The sequence below is a fragment of the Streptomyces sp. MI02-7b genome (assembly GCF_033793585.1).
Classification (GTDB): Bacteria; Actinomycetota; Actinomycetes; order Streptomycetales; family Streptomycetaceae; genus Actinacidiphila.
Window position 1 is genome coordinate 130,558 of record NZ_JARAWX010000017.1, and the last position, 19,640, is coordinate 150,197.

Annotated in this window: 14 protein-coding genes; 2 read left to right on the top strand and 12 right to left on the bottom strand. The window is 68.6% G+C overall.

Annotated features, from left to right (window positions below):
• Nucleotides 1-46 precede the first annotated feature (46 nt).
• The 12 genes from PV364_RS26505 to PV364_RS26560 all read right to left on the bottom strand — a co-directional run bounded on the left by PV364_RS26505 (nt 47) and on the right by PV364_RS26560 (nt 8,551).
• Nucleotides 47-499, bottom strand: coding sequence for a hypothetical protein (locus tag PV364_RS26505; RefSeq protein ID WP_319662826.1), 453 nt, complete (start codon nt 497-499; stop codon nt 47-49).
• Nucleotides 496-948, bottom strand: a complete 453-nt coding sequence (locus PV364_RS26510) for a TadE/TadG family type IV pilus assembly protein (RefSeq protein WP_319662827.1) — start codon at nt 946-948, stop codon at nt 496-498. Before PV364_RS26510 ends, PV364_RS26505 begins: the two co-directional genes overlap by 4 nt.
• The gene (locus PV364_RS26515) at nt 945-1,391 is read right to left on the bottom strand and encodes a TadE family protein (RefSeq protein ID WP_319662828.1); all 447 of its coding nucleotides are present in this window, start codon (nt 1,389-1,391) and stop codon (nt 945-947) included. Before PV364_RS26515 ends, PV364_RS26510 begins: the two co-directional genes overlap by 4 nt.
• A gap of 7 nt (nt 1,392-1,398) precedes the next feature.
• Nucleotides 1,399-1,605, bottom strand: a complete 207-nt coding sequence (locus PV364_RS26520) for a hypothetical protein (protein ID WP_319662829.1) — start codon at nt 1,603-1,605, stop codon at nt 1,399-1,401.
• 26 nt (nt 1,606-1,631) lie between these two features.
• Nucleotides 1,632-2,513: a hypothetical protein gene (locus PV364_RS26525; protein WP_319662830.1), complete on the bottom strand. Its 882-nt coding sequence runs from the start codon at nt 2,511-2,513 to the stop codon at nt 1,632-1,634.
• Nucleotides 2,510-3,490 (bottom strand): type II secretion system F family protein, encoded by a 981-nt coding sequence (locus PV364_RS26530; RefSeq protein WP_319662831.1) that lies wholly within the window; start codon nt 3,488-3,490, stop codon nt 2,510-2,512. The genes PV364_RS26525 and PV364_RS26530 overlap by 4 nt, the downstream gene beginning before the upstream one ends.
• On the bottom strand, nt 3,487-4,866 hold the full coding sequence (locus tag PV364_RS26535) for a CpaF/VirB11 family protein (protein WP_319662832.1): 1,380 nt from the start codon (nt 4,864-4,866) through the stop codon (nt 3,487-3,489). Before PV364_RS26535 ends, PV364_RS26530 begins: the two co-directional genes overlap by 4 nt.
• A gap of 100 nt (nt 4,867-4,966) precedes the next feature.
• On the bottom strand, nt 4,967-5,788 hold the full coding sequence (locus PV364_RS26540; RefSeq protein WP_319662833.1) for a hypothetical protein: 822 nt from the start codon (nt 5,786-5,788) through the stop codon (nt 4,967-4,969).
• On the bottom strand, nt 5,788-6,351 hold the full coding sequence (locus PV364_RS26545; protein WP_319662834.1) for an SAF domain-containing protein: 564 nt from the start codon (nt 6,349-6,351) through the stop codon (nt 5,788-5,790). The genes PV364_RS26540 and PV364_RS26545 overlap by 1 nt, the downstream gene beginning before the upstream one ends.
• Before the next feature lie 210 nt (nt 6,352-6,561).
• A complete protein-coding gene (locus PV364_RS26550; protein WP_319662835.1) occupies nt 6,562-7,413 on the bottom strand; it encodes an ATP/GTP-binding protein in 852 nt (283 codons plus the stop codon).
• A 38-nt stretch (nt 7,414-7,451) separates the two neighbouring features.
• The gene (locus PV364_RS26555; RefSeq protein ID WP_319662836.1) at nt 7,452-8,060 is read right to left on the bottom strand and encodes a hypothetical protein; all 609 of its coding nucleotides are present in this window, start codon (nt 8,058-8,060) and stop codon (nt 7,452-7,454) included.
• 182 nt (nt 8,061-8,242) lie between these two features.
• Nucleotides 8,243-8,551: a hypothetical protein gene (locus PV364_RS26560; protein WP_319662837.1), complete on the bottom strand. Its 309-nt coding sequence runs from the start codon at nt 8,549-8,551 to the stop codon at nt 8,243-8,245.
• Nucleotides 8,552-9,059: 508 nt separating this feature from the next.
• Between PV364_RS26560 and PV364_RS26565 the strand changes: the two genes are divergently transcribed.
• Both PV364_RS26565 and PV364_RS26570 read left to right on the top strand, forming a co-directional pair.
• Nucleotides 9,060-12,653 carry a LamG domain-containing protein gene (locus PV364_RS26565; RefSeq protein WP_319662838.1) on the top strand — a complete coding sequence of 1,198 codons (3,594 nt, stop codon included), beginning with the start codon at nt 9,060-9,062 and terminating at the stop codon, nt 12,651-12,653.
• A gap of 67 nt (nt 12,654-12,720) precedes the next feature.
• Nucleotides 12,721-19,278 carry an RHS repeat-associated core domain-containing protein gene (locus PV364_RS26570; RefSeq protein ID WP_319662839.1) on the top strand — a complete coding sequence of 2,186 codons (6,558 nt, stop codon included), beginning with the start codon at nt 12,721-12,723 and terminating at the stop codon, nt 19,276-19,278.
• The last annotated feature ends 362 nt before the right edge of the window (nt 19,279-19,640 follow it).

The following is a 19,640-nucleotide window of genomic DNA, read 5'->3' on the forward strand; positions in this document are numbered from 1 at the left end:
ACGGACAACGACGGGCTGTGGCATGGCGGCTGGCCCTTCTCGTGGGCTATTCGGGCTGGTTGACGCCGTGCAGCAGCGTCGCGGTGCCGTGCCCGGTGACATCCATGGAGGCGATGCCGATCACGGGCAGAAACCGGGTGGCATACGTGGTGTCGACGACGACGGTGAGTTGGCTGCGGTCCGGGGAGAGGGTCACGGTCCCGTGGACACCGGCCTGGCGCAGGTACTCGGTGGCGGCGGTCTGCGCGGCGGCGGGGTCGACGCGGATCGCCGTACCGGTGATGGCCCCGGCGGGGTCGAGGGCCTGTCCGCCGGCGCGGGCAGCTTCCACCGCGAGGGCATCGGCGCGTTCGGTGGCTCGCAGTTTGCCGCCGCCGTCCAGGACCAGCCCGGCGATCGCGAGCAGCGCCATCGTGCAGATGGCGACGAACACCGCGACGCCGCCCCGGTCGTCTCGCGCTGGCCGGCGCCCCGCCGGTCCCATGGTGGTGGTCGTCATGTGTCCTGCCGGGCGCGGAAGGCGTCGACAACGCTGGTGAAGGTGCTGGTCAGAGTCCGGGATCCGGGAGCTCCCGGCAGTAGAAGGTCCGAGAGGTCCACGGTGCAGCGGACGGTGACGGTGACGTAGCCGACCTGGCCGACCGGCACCGTGAAGCCAGAGGCGTCGACGTTCACGTCGGTACTGGCGCAGCGCACGCCCTGGTCAGCGAAGGACCGGGTGGCGGCGTCGGCGGCCGCGGACTCGGCGGCGAGCTGGGTGCGTTGGAGCGATGCCGCGCGCGCGGCATCCTCAGCTGCCGCGTCGGCTTTCCCGCCGGCGACCGCGAGGCGTCCGGCGGCGATGGCCAGGCACAAGAACGCGATCAGCAACGGGGTGACGATCGCTGCCTGGATCGCCTCACTGCCCTGATCGCCGTGCAGCCGCGGCTCCCGCGGTGCCGGGGTCATGGTGTCGTCCAAACTTCGCGTGGAGCAGCAGCGGACTGGTTGATGCGCAGGCCTGCGATGCCGGGAAGCAGCGACGGGGCGGTCCCGGTCACCGTGACCCGCACGGACTCGGCGCCGCTTCCTGCCGTGCTGACGGCCGGGTCACGGAGGCTGTCCCCACCGATCCGGTCCAGGACCTCGCGCGCTCGGGCGGCACCGTCCGCGTCGGCGGACTGGTAGGTGCGGGCGGCGGTGACGCCTTCGCGGGCGGCCGCGAGGGCGATGTTGCGGGCGTGGAACCACATGCCGGCCTGCACCACGGCGAGCGTGAGCAGGATGACGAACGGGAACACGATCGCCATCTGGATCGACGTATCGCCCCGGTCACCACGGCACCGGGTCTGGGCCGCCACCTGGCGGGCGGCCCGTACCGCGGTTCTGCGCTTCCCCGTTGTCCTGGCCATCGGCTCCTCAGATCCCGGTGAGCAGGCCGTTGTACTTGGTGACGATGATGCTGATGGTGCCGGCGATGGCGATCGCGCCGCCGACGGCGGCGGCCCAGATGATGACGGTGGTGATGGAGATGTCGCCGCGGTCGCTGCCACGGGCACGGCCTTCTTCGAGGCGGCCGCGGACCCACAGGACGGCGGCGGTCGCGGCGCGGGTGAGGTGGTGCATCGTCGGGTGCTCCTTCGGCGTGGACGTCAGGTCGTGAGGATGCGGATGACCGCGGGGAACGCGATGAGAAGCATCACCAAAACGGCGAGCAGAGCGCCGGGGGCGGTCATCTTCTCGCTGTCGGCGTTGGCCTCCGTGGCTTGCGCGGCCAGGAGTTCGGTGCGCAGGTTGAGGGCGCGGGCGCGAAGTGTGGAGTAGACGGCGGCGCCGTCGTCGGTGGACTGCCGCATGATCGCGGCGAGGTCCTCCAGCACTGGCAGGTCCAGGTCGCCGGTCAGCCGGGTCAGGCTCTCCCAGTGCGGGACCTTGTCCACCCGGGACTGCATCAGGGCCTGCTGGATGCGGACGAACGCCCAGCCTTCGCCGATCTGTGCGGCCTGTTCCAGGGCCTGTTCGGCGGAGACGTTCCCGGCCCGGCGCAGCGCGACCAGGTCCAGATAGGCGGCCATGGCGTGCGCGAACTCCTCCCGCGCCCGCTTCGCTTGGTCGCGTAGGGCGAGGTCCGGGGCGAACCACAGCACTGTCGCGAACAACAGGCCCACCAAGGCCGGTAGGTACACCGGGAGGCCGAGGAGAAGCAGGGGGATCCCGGCGAGTGGCGGCACCAGCAGCCCGGCGGCCGCGAGAGCGGTCTTGGTCAGCAGGAACTTCCCCGGCGACGTGCCCACCAGGGCGAGGTTCTTCCGGGGTATCCGCACCCCTGGCAGGTTGCCGAGGTGATCGACCAGCCATGCCCCCCACCGCTCGTCCCGGTCCGGGCTGGCCAAATCAGGGGCCGGGGGAGCGGGGTGATTGAGCCGCTGTAGGGCCGGGCCCAATGCGGGTGCGGGTCGCAGGAGTTCCTTGACCAGTAGCGCCATCCCTGTGCCGACCGTGGCGCCGGCCAGCAGTGCACCGACCGGGATCACTGCGCCTCCCCTGTGCCGGCGGCAACCTGAACCTGAGACGTGGCTCCGGAGACGGACACATTCCGAGGCGTCATGACTGGCGTGGCGGTGACGCGGCTGCGCGGGTCGGCGATGAGGAACCGCGGCACCGGGTGGTGGTCGGCGAGCTGCCGCATCCACACCAGCACCGCCACGAACCCGGCGGCGAGCAGTGCCAGGACCAGCTGTCCGAGCAGCGTGCCGTACGGGGCGGTGTAGCCGGGGATGAGGAACCCGAAGGCGACGACGCCCAGCGTGATCAGGGTCATCCAGCGCACGGTGGTGCGGGGCTTGGCCCGGTCCGCCTCGATCTGCCGCCGCTTGCCGACTTCCTCGTGCACCGACGCCGCCAGGTCGTCCAGCGCCTGCGCCAGGCCCGGGCCGCGATCGGCGGCGGACAGGATGAGCGCGGCGACGACCTTGTCCGCGGTCACGTCGTCCAGCGCGTCACCGAACTCCCGGAGGGCATCTGCCGGCCGCCATCCGACGGTGAGACGGTCGACCAGGTCGGCGACCTCGACTGCGATCGGCTCCGGCACACCCTTGCGGGACAGCGCGAGGGCTTCGTCCAGGCCGCGGCCGAGCCGCAACACGTTCGACAGGCGGTGCGTCCAGTCCCCGAGCGCCTCCAACCGGGCAATCCGCATGTGGGTGCCCTTCGTCGGCGCCAGCAGCCACGGCACGCCGGGCACCGCCAGCAGCACCAGCACCGCGGCCACGAACACGCCCGTGACCGCCCACACCACGGCACCCGCTACGCCTCCGACGGCCAGACGCGTTCTTCCACGCTGCAGCGCCCGGCCGCCCACGCCGCCGATCCGCCTGGACCGAAACCGTGCCACCAGCGAAGGACGTTGGGGGGCTTCGGTGCCGGTCACGCCGACGACGATGCCGACCAGCCCGGCGACCAATGCGGCGCCGGTGACAACCCACAGCAGCAGACCCGTCCCGCCCGTCATGAGGCCTCCCGGATGAGCAGCGGCAGCGGCGCAGACCACGTGCCGTGCAGAGTGTTGAGGAGGTCGGGGTCGAAGCCGGCCCGCCGCAGGTCGGGGGTGCAGCGGGGGTGCATCAGCGGCATCGCCCTGGGCTCGTCCCATTCCGGGCGCGGCCCGAAGACCAGGTTCGTGTCCGGGCGGCCGCCCTCGCCGATCCCGGTGACCTCCAGCACGTGGGAGACGAAGCGGTGCCGATGCCCGCCGATGCGGGTCTCATCGATGGAGCTGACGAACACGATGAAGTCCAGGCCGTTCGCGGCCTGCCGATACGCCAGCGCCTCGCTCATGTTCGCCTGAGCAAGCAGATACAGCTCGGCGATCCGGTCGAACACCACCGACGGGTGAATCGCGTGCAGCGTGGACAGGTTGCCGCCCTGCCCGTTCGTCATCGCCTGCAGCATCGCCACGATCTCCGGACCGCGGACCTCACCGACCACGATCCGCGCCAGCGACATCCGCAGCGCCCGGTACATCAGGTCCATCAGCGTGATCTCGCCCGCGGACCGGCCGCCGACCCGTTCGCCGTTGGACTCCCGTGCCTCCATCGGGACGACCTGCTGGTGGTAGCCGTTCTCGTGGGCGAACAGCTCGTACTCCGTCTCCAATGTGGCGAACCGCTCGGCCGGGTCGATCTCGCGCAGCAGCGCGCGGAGCAGGGTGGTCTTCCCGGCGGCCTGGCCGCCCACGACCATGACGTTCTTCTCCGCCCGCACGCACGCGGACAGGAACGCCTGAAGCGTGGTGTCGAGCATGCCCTTGGCCACCAGATCGGCAAGGTCAGCGTGGCGCATGGAGTGCCGGCGGATCGTCACATACGTCCCCGGCGTGACGTCGATGACCGCCTGCAACCGCGTCCCGTCGGCCAGGCGCAGCGCCAGGAACGGGTCAGCGGTCGACAAGCTCCGCTCGCTCTGCCCAGTCGTGCGGCGCGCGAGATCGCGGAGCAGTTCGCGGAGTTCGTCGTCGGAGTCCGCGACAGGGCCGACCTGGGCACGCCGGCCGTCGGTGAAGTCCAGCACGACGTTGCGGTAGCCGTTGATGAAGACGTTCTCCACCAGCGGGTTGTCCAGGTGCTGCTGGAGCCGGCCGGCACGGAACTGAAGATCGAACACCGCCTGCGCGACAGCCGCGTCCTCCGCCGTCGACGTCGCCACACCCCTCTTGACGGCCTCGGCGTCCGACCAGATCGCGACCTGCTCATTGATCAGCGCCCGGCCCTGCTGCTCTTGCGCGGCCGCGCTCATCCCCGGCCGGGAGCGCAGGAGCTCACCGAGCCGGTCGCCGACCTCCTTCTTGATCAGCCGCACCGTGGCGTAGTCGACGAAGGCCTGCGGCACGCCCGGGTCACCCACCGGCGCCCTCGCGTTCGGGGCCGCCCGCAACGGCCGCGCCTGTCCGGGAGAGGTCCGGGCCGGGACCGGCTGGGTGTGCAAAGGCTCAGCGCGCACCGGTCACCGTCCTTTCCTCGAGGGAACCGCGCGCCGGGACTGACAGACGGGCCCGCCGTGTGGCGACCAGTTGCCGGATCCGCGTGGTCGCCGACCGGGCAGCGCGCATCAGCTCCGACAACTCGAACTTCCGCGGCTGCTCCGCGCCGTCGGACAGCACCGCGGCCTCCCGCGGCCGCCACGGCAGCACCGCCACCACCTCCGCCTGGAGCTGCCGCTGGACCTCGGCGGCGGGGAACGGGCCACCGTCGACCAGCAGCAGCCGGACCTCGGTGGCGGTGCCGAGCTGCTCCCGCAGCGCCGCGAGGCGGACCTCGGCGCTCTGCAGGCCGCGCAGGCTGTTCCGGGCGACCAGCAGCACCACGTCGGCGCTCTGGGCGAGGACCTGGGACGGGCCGAACGCGCCCCGTCGGCCGAGGTCGACCAGCACGTCGTGCGCGTGCGCTTCGATCCCGGCGAACATCGCCGACAGCGGCTTCCACACCGGGCTCATCGAGGACGCGTGCGCCGGGTCGTACAGTCCCGGCAGAACCAGGCGGTCGCGGGTGCCGGCGTCGGTGACGTCGACCAGCTGCCGCCAGAACGCCTCACCGAGCTGCCCCTGCCGTGCCGCGAGGGCCAGGTTCCGCAGTCCGTGTGTGCCACCGAGGGTTCCCTGCAGCGCTCCGGGCAGGATCGCCCCGCCGTCCGGGTCGCACTCGGCCAGCACCACCCGATGGCCTGCCTCCAGCGGCCAGGTCAGCAGCAGCGCCATCGCCGTGGTGGTTGCTCCGGGCGCGCCGAGGCCTCCGGCCAGCGCGATGACCGCCATCACGAACCGTCCCGGGCGACGACGACCAGGGCGACGTTCCCGGTCGCTGCCCGGGCGGCCAGCGCGGGCCCATCCGCGGCCGGTACGGCGACGTCGACCACCACGGCACCTGTGGCAGCCGCGGGCCGGCCGACCGCGACGACCTTCGCCGACAGAGTCACCGGCGACGTGCCGCCTCCCGCCGGGGCGTCGGAACTGCCGCTTCCGGGCCTGACAACGCCGGCGTCCGGGTCTGGAGTGGACACGATCAGCACCTTCTCCCCGGGCACCAGCGGCGTCGCCGGAAGCTGGGACGGCTTCACGCTCACCCCGACCAGCTGCTCACCGGGCCCCATCAGCGACTGGCCGGTGACCTGGGACGGTGCGAGCAGGGATCCCGCCTTCAAGTCGGTCGCAGCACGTTGCCCCACCAGACTGTCGGCGAGTGAGGCCTTCACCGACTGCACGGCCGGATCCAGTGCTAGGGAGGCCGTGGTGAGGTCCTGGTGGGTGATGTGCGCGCCGACCGGCACATCGCGTGAGACGACCACCACCGCGGTGCGTTGCCCGGAGCTGGAGTACAAGACGGCTCCGGACAGGCCCCCGGCGGCGATCAGCGCGACCGATAGGGCGATCAGTCCGGGGCGGCGTCGGCGTTGCCGGACCATCCGCGGCGGCGCGACCGGGCCGGCCGGTGGCCCCGCCGGGGCTGTCGGCGTGCCAGCGGGGGAAGGTGATGGCGTGGTGGTGGGGTTCACGAGGGGTGGTGCCTCCTGTGTGGGGAGGTCAGCGGGTCATTGGCCGAGGACCTGGACTTCGCCGACGCGCAACTGGACCTGGGAAGAGCGGGTCGTGGTCAGGTCGCCGCGCTGTCCGCCGCCGGCCCAGTGCACGTCCCACGTGGCGGTCGCGGTCACCCAGAACACCTCGCCCTCACCACCGTTGGACGTCGTGGTGTAGCGGTATCCGCAGTCCGGGGACTCCTTCCCCCCGTACGAGGCCTTGTACGGGGTGCCTGCGCCGCAGGTGACGGTGTGGCCGTCGCCCATGTCCCACTGGATCCGCCACACATGGGCGGTCGCCGTGACCGTGACCCCGCCGGCACTGGCCGACGCCAGGGTCGGGCCCCAGGTCCGCGGCGAGGTCCGGTTCCACAACCACACCGGCATCCCGACGACCCCGGTGTTGCCGGGGCTCGGGGCGACCCCGATGTCCGGGCCGTCGATCGGCAGCCTCTTCACGGCCTCGGCCGCGAGCTGGGCCGGATCGACGCCGCCGTCCGCTCCCGGCGGCGGGGTCGCCCGCCACTGCACCGGGAGGCCCTCATCCGGGCAGTACGCGTCGTAGACGGCGCCGTCGCCGGGCTTGTGGCCCTCCCACGCCGGGTCCCCGGCCGGCGGCTGCGGGGCCATGGCCTTGTAGTAGCAGTTCGGGCTCCACCACCCCAGATCCTGCAGGTAACAGGGCACCTTGACGTTCTGCAGCGTGTCCACGCACTCCCGTGCCCCGGGGTTCCTGCCGTCGCCGCCGGGGTGGTCGCCGCCCGGTTGCCCGGGCACGGTGACCACGACTTGGCAGTCCCCGCCCCCGTCGGGCGGGCAGACCACCTTGCCGTCAGCGACGGCCGGGGACACCGCACTCAGCACGAGTGCTCCCGTCGCAGCGGCCGCGGTCACCAGGCGCCTCAGCACGTCTGATCCCGCTGCGCGGTGCTGTCAGTGACGACCCAACGCGGCCCGATCGTGCGGAGCTTGGACGTCACCGGGTACTGCTCGCTCTGACCCGGGACCGCGACGCTCTTGCCGGACGCCTTGTTCACCGGTGTCCAGTCGGTGTCATCCCAGCACACCGTCAGCGTGCCGCGGTGCGGGGTCACCGACATGTCCACGCTGGTGGTGGTGACGGTGAAGGCCGGCTGCCCCTTGGTGACGATGTTGTTGGCCCGGTTGATCAGCAACGTCTGCTTCGCGTCGGCCAGCACCTGGCCGGAGGCGTACCGCTCGATATCCGTGCCGGTGAAAGTGGCCTTTGCCAACCCGGCCGTGCGCGCTTTGGTCAACCCGCGGAACGCGGCGACGACCGACGCCCTCGCCTCCGCCTTCGGGTCCGGAACTGTTGCTGCGGACGTGGCCGTTGTTGTCGGTGCATTGGGCGACGATGCAGCTCGCTCAGCGATTGCTTCGTTACCGCTGCTACAGGCGGACAGAGTTAGCGCCGTGGCGGCCATCGCGGTAAGTACGACGCTGGCGCGGGGCCTGTTGTTGTGACGGCGGTGGTGCTTGGTCCTGGACACGGAGTGCCTCCCCCAGACAGCGGCTGACGCGGCGTCGCCATCAGTCCAGCAAGACGTGTGTGGTGTGTTGCGGTGTGATGCACGGCGACCCTACGGCGACAACTCACCGGATTCCCATGGCGACCACGCAGGCGCTGACCCAGTTCGTAGACTTTTGATCGCGTATGGGAGTCGGTGGGATTTCACTTCGGCTTGCACTCGATTCCGCTCAGTGAAATACCTCGCGGTCGCTGCGTTCTTCCGGTCCTGCACGGGCACATGCGGACGCGGCCGTGCTGGCCGGTGATCCACCCGTTGTCGCAGCTTCGCCAGACTGTCGTCGCCACGCTGCCGGACGTTACGGCCGAGAGCGGTGACTGCTCCGGGATCGCCCCGGCGCCGGCAGCCTGATCCGCCATCAGGTCGCTGTCGTTGCGGCTGCCGAGCGCCCGGTCACTGATGGCACCTTCCAGTGACGTCGAGCGCATCTCGCCATCACTGAGCTCTTTCAACTGCGGCCCATGCGGGTGAAGTCGTCTCGGACGTTGACAGGGCCGGGAGCAGGGCGAGGAACACCATGCCGCGCCGAGCCGCTGTCTGAGACGTCACCCGATCGGTGGCCACTCTGAAAGAGCTCACTGGTTGGAAGGGTCCGTGGCGCGCCTGCGGCGGGGCTGGATACGTGTCAGGCATATGTCAAGGGGTCATGCATCCATGCACGCGAAGCGGACATATTTTCATAGATGCCTACATATCGTTCATTGACCTGATAACGGAATTGAGTGGATCGAGGTTAGGGGAGCTTTGATGAATGAATGCCCGTTATCGGGCCGCTCTGCCGCCAGTGCAGATTCACCTGATGGTCGTTTGACCAGGTCGTGAACCCGTTGTGTGATTGCGAGGTACAAGTTTTAAAGATCGTGTAAGGAATTTGGGGTGGGGTCGGTGGGGTGGGGTGCTTTGCGCTGCCTGAATGACGGGCGGGGTAGGTTCAGGGCCCGGTTCGTTGCGATGGCTGCGGTGTCGGCCCTGCTCGCGCCGGTGCCCGTTCTGGGCTTGTCTGCGGGGGCTGAAGCCGCCGCGCCGAAGACTCCGGCGGCCTCGGCTGAGTCCCGTGAGGCTGCTGCTTCGGGGGAGCGGGTGGAGGTCGTCGGTGAGCGCACCGAGTACTCCACGACGTACGCCAACCCTGACGGTTTCACCAGGACGTTGGAGCAGTCGGCTGTTCCGGTGCGTGTGGCGCGTCCGGACGGGTCGTGGGCGGTTCCGGATCCGACGCTGGAGCGCCGTTCTGACGGGTCGATTTCCCCGAAGGCGGCCGTGACGGGCATCGAACTGTCCCCCGGTGGTGACGACGATCCTTTGGTCACGCTGGCCAAGGGGAAGGAGTCGCTGAGCCTGGGCTGGCCTGGGGCACTGCCTGAGCCGGTTCTGGACGGTGTCTCCGCGACCTACCCGGAGGTTCTGCCCGGGGTCGATCTGCGGATGACAGCGACGGTCGAGGGTGTCCGCCAGGTCCTGATCGTCAAGTCCGCTCAGGCCGCGGCGAACCCGGACCTGAAGAAGATCGAGTTCTCCCTCACGACGGACGGTCTCACAGTTCAGAGCCGTGCCGGCGGCGGGCTCGAGGCGAGCGACGCGGACGGCAACACCGTCTTCCGCTCTCCGGCCGCGATGATGTGGGACTCCTCCGGCGACACCGCTACACCGGCCCTCAATCGCGCCGCGGCCGACGGTAGTGCTGCTGCCGCGGGCGGCGACGGCGAGTCCTCACCTGACCAGGCGGCCGGCCCCAGCGACGGAGACGCCTCGGCTATCGTGCCGGTCTCCGTCGACCAGGACACCGTCTCCGTCCAGCCCGATACGGACCTGCTCGGCGGCGAGGACACCACCTTCCCCCTCTACATCGACCCCGACACGTCGTGGAGCGAGTCGGAGCGCACCGTTCTGTCCTCCGACGGTGACGCGTTCTACAACTTCGACGGCGGCGACGACGGCATGGGCGTCGGCCTGTGCGGCACCTACGTCACCGGCGGCGTCTCGTACTACTGCGGCTCGGGCTACAAGAACCGGATGTACTTCGAGTTCGCGCCGTCGCAGTTGGCGGGCAAGCAGGTCCTGGACGCCACGTTCCGGGTGACCGAGCGCTGGTCGATGTCGTGCACGAAGTCGGTCGTCGACCTGGTGCGCACCGCGAACATCTCCTCCGCGACGCGGTGGCCGGGGCCGACGGCGAACTGGGACGTGATGGGGGACCGCACCGTCTCTGCGGGTCGGGGCACGGCGTGCGATCCTGACCAGCCGGACGCGCCGATCGAGTTCAACGACGACCCGACGCAGAACTACGAGAACCTGACGGCGACGGTGAAGAGCTTCGCCGACGGCAACATCTCGCGTCTTACGTTGATGCTGAAGGCGCATGACGAGGCCGACCCCAACGGCTGGAAGCGTTTCGACGACGACGCCGTCCTGTCGGTGAACTATGTTGGGAAGCCCGCCGCGCCGACCAGCGCCGGTCTTGTCCACGGGGACGGCGTGATCTGCGCGCCGGCCAACGCCCCGGACATCATCGCGGACCCCACCCCGACGATGAGCGCCCGGCCGCAGACCGTCGCCGGCGGAGAGCACGATGCCCATCTGCGCGCCCGCTTCTACCTTCAGAAGCAGTCGGGCAGCACCTGGGTGGACGTACCGAGTGGGAATCCGGTCTACCCGTCATCGGGGTACGTGGGTGACAACAATGTCGTGCAATACCCCACGCCTGTCGCGCTGACTGATGGAGCAACGTACCGGCTCGGCGTCTACACGCGCTCCTACTACGAGGGCGGCGTGCTGGAGGCGCGCAGTACGTCCGCGTCGCAGTTCCCGTGCTACTTCAAGATCGACTCGACGGCTCCGAAGGGTGTGAACATTACCTGGGGCTCTCCCTACAAGGAGTGCACGGCCAACGACTGCGCCGCGACTGGCGGTCCGGGGCAGAAGGCACAGTTCACCTTCGCTCCGCTGACCGAGGACAAGGGAACGGTCACCGGCTACACGTACCGGCTGTCCGACAAGGACCCGTGGTCTCAGATGATTCCCGGTGAGACGGTCCATCCGTGGATCACCCCCACCAGGCCGGGTGAGGTCATCCTGGCCGTGATGGTGTACGACATCAATGGCTCCAGCACGGAAGTCGACACAAGGTTCAAGGTCGCCGAGGGCCAAGGGGCGATAGGGCGCTGGCACTTCGACGACTCGCTCACCCAGCCAGGTGCGACGGCGGCCGCGGATTCCGCGACCGAAGGCACCCGGCACCCCGCCACCCTCTCTGCCGCAGGTGCCGGCTGGTCCCCGTTGGGCCGCCGCGGCAGTGCGGACGGGTCACTGGGTCTGACGGGCAGCGGCTACGCCGCTACGTCGCAGTGGGTGATCAACACCAGTTCCTCCTTCACGTTGTCGGCGTGGGCCTATCTGGAGGAGTCCTCGAAGTTCCAGACGATCGTGTCGCAGACCGGCAGCGACAGCTCTGGTTTCTCGCTGTACTACTCGCCGACCACGAAGAAGTACACGGTGCGCTGGAGCTGGACCGATGCGAGCGGTGTCCGGCAGTTCATCGCGCAGCCCGCAACCGCGAACGCGTCGTTGAAGGTGTGGTCGCAGGTTGCCGCCACCTATGACGCGGACGCCAAGACGATCCAGCTGTTCGTGAACGGCATCCCGCAGGGCGCTCCGAAGCAGGTTCCCTCGGGCGGAGAAAAACAGCGCTCGGATGCGCCGCTGCAGTTCGGCCGGGCGAGCTACGTCTACGGAACCTTCACCGACTACTGGCAGGGCACGGTGGACGAGGTCGCCGTGTGGCAGCGCAAGCTGGAGAACGACGAGGTCGCGACCGAGTCCAGCCTGCTGGAGCCGGACGGGACGGCGGATCTGGAGCTGGTCGCGAACTGGGACCCGGCCGGTGCGAGCGGCACCACTCTCGCGGACAAGTCGACCGGCTACGGGCGCAGTCTCACGCTGGCCGGCGGCGCGACGCTCGACGGCGAGGCCATGGTTCTCCCCGGCAAGACAGGGGACGCGGCCACTACGGGCGGTCCGATCGTTGACGAGAGCGGCTCGTTCACCGTCACGACGGGGGTGGAGCTGGACCCCGCGGCCGTCGCTGCGATGGACGACGGCGAGGTGGCCCAGGTGGCCGGTCAGCAGGGTGCGGACGGAGGAGCTTCGTGGGGCGTGTGGATCGAGAAGCAAAGCGGCGAATTCGACCCGGACACTGAAACGTCCTACCCGCAGGTGAAGTGGCGCTTCGGCCAGATGACGGCCGACGGGATATGGAACGTGGCAGTCTCCAACGACTGGGCGACGGTGACGGCGAACAGCATCACCCAGGTCACCGGTGTGTTTGACGCCTACAGCCGCTCGCTGACCCTGTATGTCGGCGTCAACCGCAGTGGCACGGACGCCGTGGTGGACACCGTCAGCACCAGCTCTGGGGAGTTCGCGGTCGGCAAGCCCTTCGCGAACCCGCCCGCCGTCAACTGGCTTACTGCCCGCATTACCGATGTCCGGATCTGGGCCGGAGCCGCCCAATCCAGGGAGCAGGTCGGCGACATCACCGGGGCCACCGGTGCCTGACCGTCTGCCTCGCCGGTTGTTCCACCGTTCGTTCTTCACTCGTAGCGATGACTCGGGGAGTCGTGTCATGAAGTCCGGCAGCTGGGGCCGCAAGGTCCGCCGCTCCGTCGGGAGACGTATCGTCCCGGCCCTGGTGCTGGCACTGATCGTGCCCACCGCGGGCCAGGTTCAGGTGGCCGAGGCGAAGGGGCTCGGTCGCCCGGATCTGCCGAAGCAGGAAGTCACCAAGGTCAAGCCGATGACCGGCCTCGGCGCGAAGGCGGCCCGGGACCGGGTGGCCGCCGCCCGGACCGCTAACGCCGGGCAGGCCGACACCGCCCGCGCGCAGCAGAGGGCGTCCTGGCCGAAGCAGGCCTCGGCCACCGCACGCATAGCCGAAGCCGAGGGCAAGGCCGCCCGTGTCGACGTCGGCGGCCTGCCTGTCACCATCACCGCGGCCGCCGGCCACACGGCCCCCGGCACTACCCGGTTTGCCGTGCAGAGCCGCGCCAAGACCCAGGCCGCGGGCATCAAGGGCGTGCTGCTGGCCGCGACCGGTGACCAGCCGGGAACGGCGAAGGTCGGCATTGACTACGCGCAGTTCGCGTCCGCCTACGGCGGCGGCTGGTCCGGCCGGCTGCGCCTGTTCCAGCTGCCGGCCTGCGTGCTGACCACGCCAGAGCAGGCGGCGTGCCGCACGCGCACGCCGCTTGCCTCCCACAACGACATCGGCGCCCACACCGTCACCGCGAACACCCTGGTCGGGTCGACGGCGACGACCGTGCTGGCTCTGGCCGCGACCAGCGGTGCCTCCGCGTCCGGCTCCGGCGACTACACCGCCAGCCCCCTGACGCCCTCCTCCACCTGGAACGCCGGCAGCTCATCCGGCGCCTTCACGTGGTCCTCGGACCTGACGATGCCGCCCGCGGCCGCCGGCCCCGCGCCCAAGATCTCCCTGTCGTACGACTCGGGAAGCATCGACGGCCGCACCGCCTCCACCAACAACCAGACAAGCCAGGTCGGTGAGGGCTTCGACATCTCCGCCTTCTCCTACATCGAACGCTCCTACGGCTCCTGCGACAAGGACGGCCAGAAGGACAAGTTCGACCTGTGCTGGAAGTACGACAACGCCTCCCTCGTCCTCAACGGCAGCTCCACGGAACTCGTCAAGGACGACACCACCGGCACCTGGCGCCTGAAGAACGACGACGCCTCCACCGTCACGCACTCCACCGGCGCCGACAACGGCGACGACGGCGCCGACGGCGGCAACGACAAGGGCGAGTACTGGACCATCACCACCGGCGACGGCACCCAGTACGTCTTCGGCAAGAACAAGCTCCCCGGAGCCGGCGCCACGGACGCCACCAACTCGACCTGGACCGTCCCGGTCTACGGCGACGACTCCGGCGAACCCGGCTACAGCCAGGGCGACGCCTTCTCCGACCGCTCCGTCACCCAGGCCTGGCGCTGGAACCTCGACTACGTCGTCGACCTCCACGGCAACGCCATGTCCTACTGGTACACCCCGGAGACCAACTACTACGCCAAGAACGGCGCTACCACCGCCACCGCCAAGTACACCCGCGGCGGCTACCTCAACAAGATCCTCTACGGTCAGCAGAAGGACACCCTCTTCACCGGTGCCCCGCCCTCCGACCAGGTCATCTTCACCTACGCCGAGCGGTGCACCGCCGCGGACTGCACCGAACTCAAGGACTCCACCGCCGACCACTGGCCCGACGTCCCCTTCGACTCCATCTGCGCCTCCGGCGCGGACTGCGACGCGACCGGGCCGGCCTTCTTCACCCGCAAGCGCCTGACCAACGTCACCACCCAGGCCTGGTTCGAATCCGGCCTCAACAGCACGTTCACCGACGTCGACAGCTGGGACCTGACCCAGGAATTCCTCGACGGCGGCGACATCGGCGACACCACGGACCAGACGCTGACCCTGAAGTCACTGCGCCACACCGGCAAGAACGGCACCGCGATCGCTCTCGACCCGGTGACCTTCACCTACGAGATGCGCCCGAACCGTGTGGACGCCCCCACCGACGACATCCTGCCGCTGACCCGTCCGCGGATGAGGACGGTCACGTCCGAGACGGGTGCGATCACGAACGTGACGATGTCCCAGCCGGAGTGCGTGCGCGGGTCGAACATGCCGGCCGCCGAGGACGACAACAACAAGGCCTGCTACCCGCAGTTCTGGAACATCAACGGTGCCCAGGACGCCTCGCTGGACTGGTTCAACAAGTACCGGGTGGTTGCGGTCAACACTGGCGACCCCAGCGGCTTCGGCGAGAACACCGAGAGCGCCTACAGCTACTCCGATCCGGCCTGGCACTACAACGACAATCCGCTGGTGCCCGAGGACGAGCGGACCTGGTCCGAGTGGCGCGGCTACGGCAAGGTCACCGTCACCAAGGGCGTCTCCGGCGCCACCCAGTCCAAGACGGTCTCCTTGTATCTGCAGGGCATGGACGGCGACAAGCTCAAGGGGACCACGGCCACGCGGCCGGTGAGTGTCAAGGGCATCGACTTCACCGGCCTGGACGTCGCCGACCAGACCGACAGCGAGCAGTACGCAGGATCACTGCGCGAGCGGATCACCTACAACGGCTCAACCCCGGTCACGGTCACGGTCAACGACCCCTGGTCCCGGCGGACCGCCACCCAGCACAAGTCCTACGCGGACACCGAGGCCTACTTCGTCAACACGCAGAAGACCTTCACCCACACCTACCTGACCGCCAAGAACACGTGGCGCACCCGCGCAACCTCGACGCCTGAGTTCGACGAGTACGGCAAGCCGGTCAAGGAGTACGACGAGGGCGACACCGCCGTCACCGGCGACGAAACCTGCACCCGCACCTGGTACGCCGCTAACACCACGCTGGGCATCCACTCCCTGACCACCCGCACCCGCACCGTCGGCCGCGCCTGCAGCACCGCAGAGACCGACCTGTCCCTGCCCACCGACTTCAAGACCCGCGGCGACGTCCTGTCCGACGCCGCCACCGTCTACGACGGCCCGGCGACCACCACCGCCTGGACCGCCGCCCAGACCCCCACGCTCGGCGAGGCCACCTGGACCGGCCGAGCCTCCGCCTACCCCGCTTCGGCCACGGGAGGCGAACGCAACCCCACCACCTGGCAGACCACCAGCCACACCGACTACGACGACATGGGGCGGATCGTCGACGTCTCCGACACGGCAGGCAACAAAACCACCACGGCCTACACGCCCACCAACGCCGGCCCACTGACCAAGACCAAGGTCACCAACGCCAAAACCCAGAGCACCTTCACCTACACCGACTACGCCCGCGGGCTGCCGGTCAAGGTCTACGACGCCAACAACAAGGTCACCGAGACCACGTACGACGCCCTCGGCCGCACCACCGCCACCTGGCTGCCCAACCGCTCCCACTCCGCTAACGACGCTGCCACCTACACCTACGCCTACTCCGTCACCAACACGGCCGCACCCTGGTCCTCGGTCTCGGTACTCAAGGCCGACGGCACCACCTACAACACCTCGTACACCATCTACGACTCGCTGCTGCGGACACTGCAGACCCAGACGCCCACCCCAGCGGGCGGCCGCCTGCTGACCGACACCCGCTACAACTCCCGCGGACTCGCCTACGAGACCTTCGCCGACCTGTTCGACACCACGAAGACCCCGAACGGCACCTACACCCGCGCCGAATACGGCCACACGCCCAAGCAGAGCGAAATCGTCTTCGACGGCGCCGAACGCCCCACCAGCAGCACCTTCCTCGTCAGCGGCGTGACCAAATGGAGCACCACCACCACCTACACCGGTGACTCAACCGCTGTCAGCGCAGTCGACGGCGGCTCCGCCACCCGCACCATCGTCGACGCCCTCGGCCGCACCACCGAGACCCGCGAATACACCGGTACCAGCCCCGCCGACACCGGCTACGGCGCCACCGTCGGCGCCGCCTACACCTCCGTCAAGTACACCTACACCCGCGACGGCAAGCAGAACACCGTCACCGGCCCGGACAGCACCGCATGGTCCTACACCTACGACCTGTTCGGCCGACAGATCTCCGCGACCGACCCGGACAAGGGCACCACGAGCACCGGCTACACCAGCCTGGACCAGGTCTCCTGGACCAAAGACACCTTCGGCCGCGTGAACATCAGCGCCTACGACGTCCTCGGACGCCCGACCGGCACCTGGTGGGCCCAAGGCACCGCCATCGCAGACCTGGACTCCACCGAGGAAGAAAAGGTCGACGCGAACAAGCTCACCGCCTACACCTACGACACCGCAGCCAAGGGCCAACTGGACACCGCCACCCGCTACGTCGGCGGAGTGTCCGGCAGCGCCTACACCCGCAAAGTCACCGCCTACGACAGCCTGTACCACCCGACCAGCACCCAGCTGGTGCTGCCTTCCAGCGACCCGCTGGTGACCTCCAAGGCAGTCCCCGCGACGCTGACAACGACCGCGTACTACAACATCGACGGAACCCAGCAGGCTTACGGCGAGCCCGCCGCCGGCGGCCTGCCGTCCGAACAGGTCGAAACCAAGTACAACGGCCTCGGGCTGCCGAACAGCATCTCCGGCACCAGCGGCTACCTGCAGTCCGTCAGCTACTCCGCTCAGGCGCAACCGCAGCTGCTCACCCTGGGAACCTCCGCAGCCGCCGGCACCAAGAACGCGTATCTCACCAACCTGTACGAGGGCGGAACCGACCGCCTGATCCAGGCATCGGTCGTCGACGACGTCCACTCCTACGAGCTGCAGGAGCTCAACTACAAATACGACGACGCCGGCAACGTCACCTCCATCACCGACCCGACCGTCCGGGGCGGCACCGGCAAGGTGGACAACCAGTGCTTCACCTACGACGGCCACAGCCGCCTGACCGACGCCTGGACCCCGGCCACCCCTGACTGCGCCACCAGCGGCCGCACCACGGCCAACCTCGGCGGAGCCGGCCCGTACTGGACCTCCTACACCTACAAGGACTCCGGACTCCGGGCGACGGAGACCGCGCACACCGCCAGCACGACGACGACCAAGACGTACTGCTACGACAGCTCGAAGATCCACCGGCTCATCGCCACCACCACCGGCTCCACCTGCACCGGCGCCACCTCGGCCTACGTCTACGACAGCACCGGCAACACCACCACCCGCCCCGACGGGTCCGCGACCCAGACCCTGACCTGGTCCCAAGAAGGCCGACTGGACACCCTCAAGGAAGGCACCAGCACCACCGGCTACATCTACGACGCCGACGGAAACCTCCTCATCCGCCGCAACACCACAGGCGAAACCGTCCTCTACCTGGGCACCACCGAGGTCCACCTCGACACCTCAGGAACCACCGCCAAGTACTGGGCCCAGCGCTACTACACCGGCGCCGGCTCCACCATCGCCCTGCGCAGCAACAAAACCGGCACCAACACCCTGACCTGGCTCGGCGCCGACCACCACGGCACCAGCAGCATCGCCATCGACGCAACCACCCAGGCCACCACCAAGCGCTACACCACCCCCTTCGGCGCCCCCCGCGCCGGCGGCACCGGAACCTGGCCCGACGACAAAGCCTTCCTCGGCGCCACCGCAGACCCAGCAAGCGGCCTCACCCACCTCGGCGTCCGCGAATACGACCCCACCACCGGCCGATTCATCAGCGTCGACCCCCTCCTCACCCTCAACCAGCACCAATCCCTCAACGGCTACACCTACGCCAACAACAACCCCGCCACCCTCTCCGACCCCACCGGCGAGAAGGTCGACAACTGCGCCTACTACAGGGACTGCACCGCCAACGGCGGCGACCGCGACGACCGCACCGGAAGATCGGACGGCAAGCCCAAGGGCGACAATGACGGCACGGCCGACACCGACAGCACCGGTCATGATGACAGCAGCACGGGGGGTGACGACGGTGACTGGCTCAGTGATTTCGGCAGCGCCCTATCCGGAAAGACCATTCAGGCCGTGACAGGACTGGTTGAGACCCCCGTGCAGGCGTTCACTTCCGGCTGGGAATGTGTGTTCGCAAACGAGCGCTGCGGAGAATCCCTCATGTCTGGGATCGCAACCAGCCCAAGCGGACAGTCGATGGCCATGGCCCAGGAGTCGATTACTATCTATGGCGACTATCGCGATGGCAAAAGCGCAGAAGCGACCGCAGGGGTAGTGTTCAACCTGGCCCTACTTGCGACGACGAGAGGTGAGGGGGCTGGGGTAGGCTCCGCTGGATTGGAGGCTAGCCTCTTCCGGCGCGGCGCGAATACGGGGGCTTTCGCAGACCTTAAAGTGCCGATGCAGAAACGAGTAGTAAAGCAGGTGGCTAAGAAGGCCGGCGTTGGGCTCGATGGTGTCCCTGTCAAGATCAACCGCGACATGGACCTGATTGGGCGCGACCTGTACGGCCATACGACACCCGATGGGCGAATTACGCTGTACCCGGACGCGTTCAGTTCCATGGAGAATCTCGTGAAGACGCTTGGGCATGAGCGGATGCACGTTATGCAGACGCGAGTTTATGGGCCAGCCTCGTCGTTGGAGCAGGAAGGCGCTTGGGAGCGAGCTGCCTATGGTTCTGAGGGCCAGTTCTGGAACTTCTACAACGGGAAGACTGGCTGATGTCGAACCGGGAAGCCTGGCTAAAAGTACTAGCGCTCATTGTTGACGGCCAGAGTGCAGCAAGTGGCGGACCGTGTCCGCACTGCAGTCAGATTCAATTGGAGGTCCGTTACATCGTGGATCTCAGTACTCGAATCGGCTACGCCCTCCTTTGGTGTAACGCGTGCCGCCACGGCATTACGGTCTCGCGTGTGCGTGCTCCGGAAGGTATGCCAACGCGATCAATGGATGATCCGTCGGCTACTGTGGACGTCCCGACTTTTGTCCGCGTTGAATGATGCGCGAACTCGGAGCCAAAATAGCTGGCATCGTGCGGTAAGAAATAAGGGTAGCTGCACTGCTGAGGCCTGAACCAGGCAAAT

What these genes read in the sequence shown, in the direction of transcription:
- PV364_RS26505 (WP_319662826.1), bottom strand. Translation starts at nt 499, where the DNA reads ATGACGACCACCACCATGGGACCGGCGGGGCGCCGGCCAGCGCGAGAC.
- PV364_RS26510 (WP_319662827.1), bottom strand. Translation starts at nt 948, where the DNA reads ATGACCCCGGCACCGCGGGAGCCGCGGCTGCACGGCGATCAGGGCAGT.
- PV364_RS26515 (WP_319662828.1), bottom strand. Translation starts at nt 1,391, where the DNA reads ATGGCCAGGACAACGGGGAAGCGCAGAACCGCGGTACGGGCCGCCCGC.
- PV364_RS26520 (WP_319662829.1), bottom strand. Translation starts at nt 1,605, where the DNA reads ATGCACCACCTCACCCGCGCCGCGACCGCCGCCGTCCTGTGGGTCCGC.
- PV364_RS26530 (WP_319662831.1), bottom strand. Translation starts at nt 3,490, where the DNA reads ATGACGGGCGGGACGGGTCTGCTGCTGTGGGTTGTCACCGGCGCCGCA.
- PV364_RS26540 (WP_319662833.1), bottom strand. Translation starts at nt 5,788, where the DNA reads ATGGCGGTCATCGCGCTGGCCGGAGGCCTCGGCGCGCCCGGAGCAACC.
- PV364_RS26570 (WP_319662839.1), top strand. Translation starts at nt 12,721, where the DNA reads ATGAAGTCCGGCAGCTGGGGCCGCAAGGTCCGCCGCTCCGTCGGGAGA.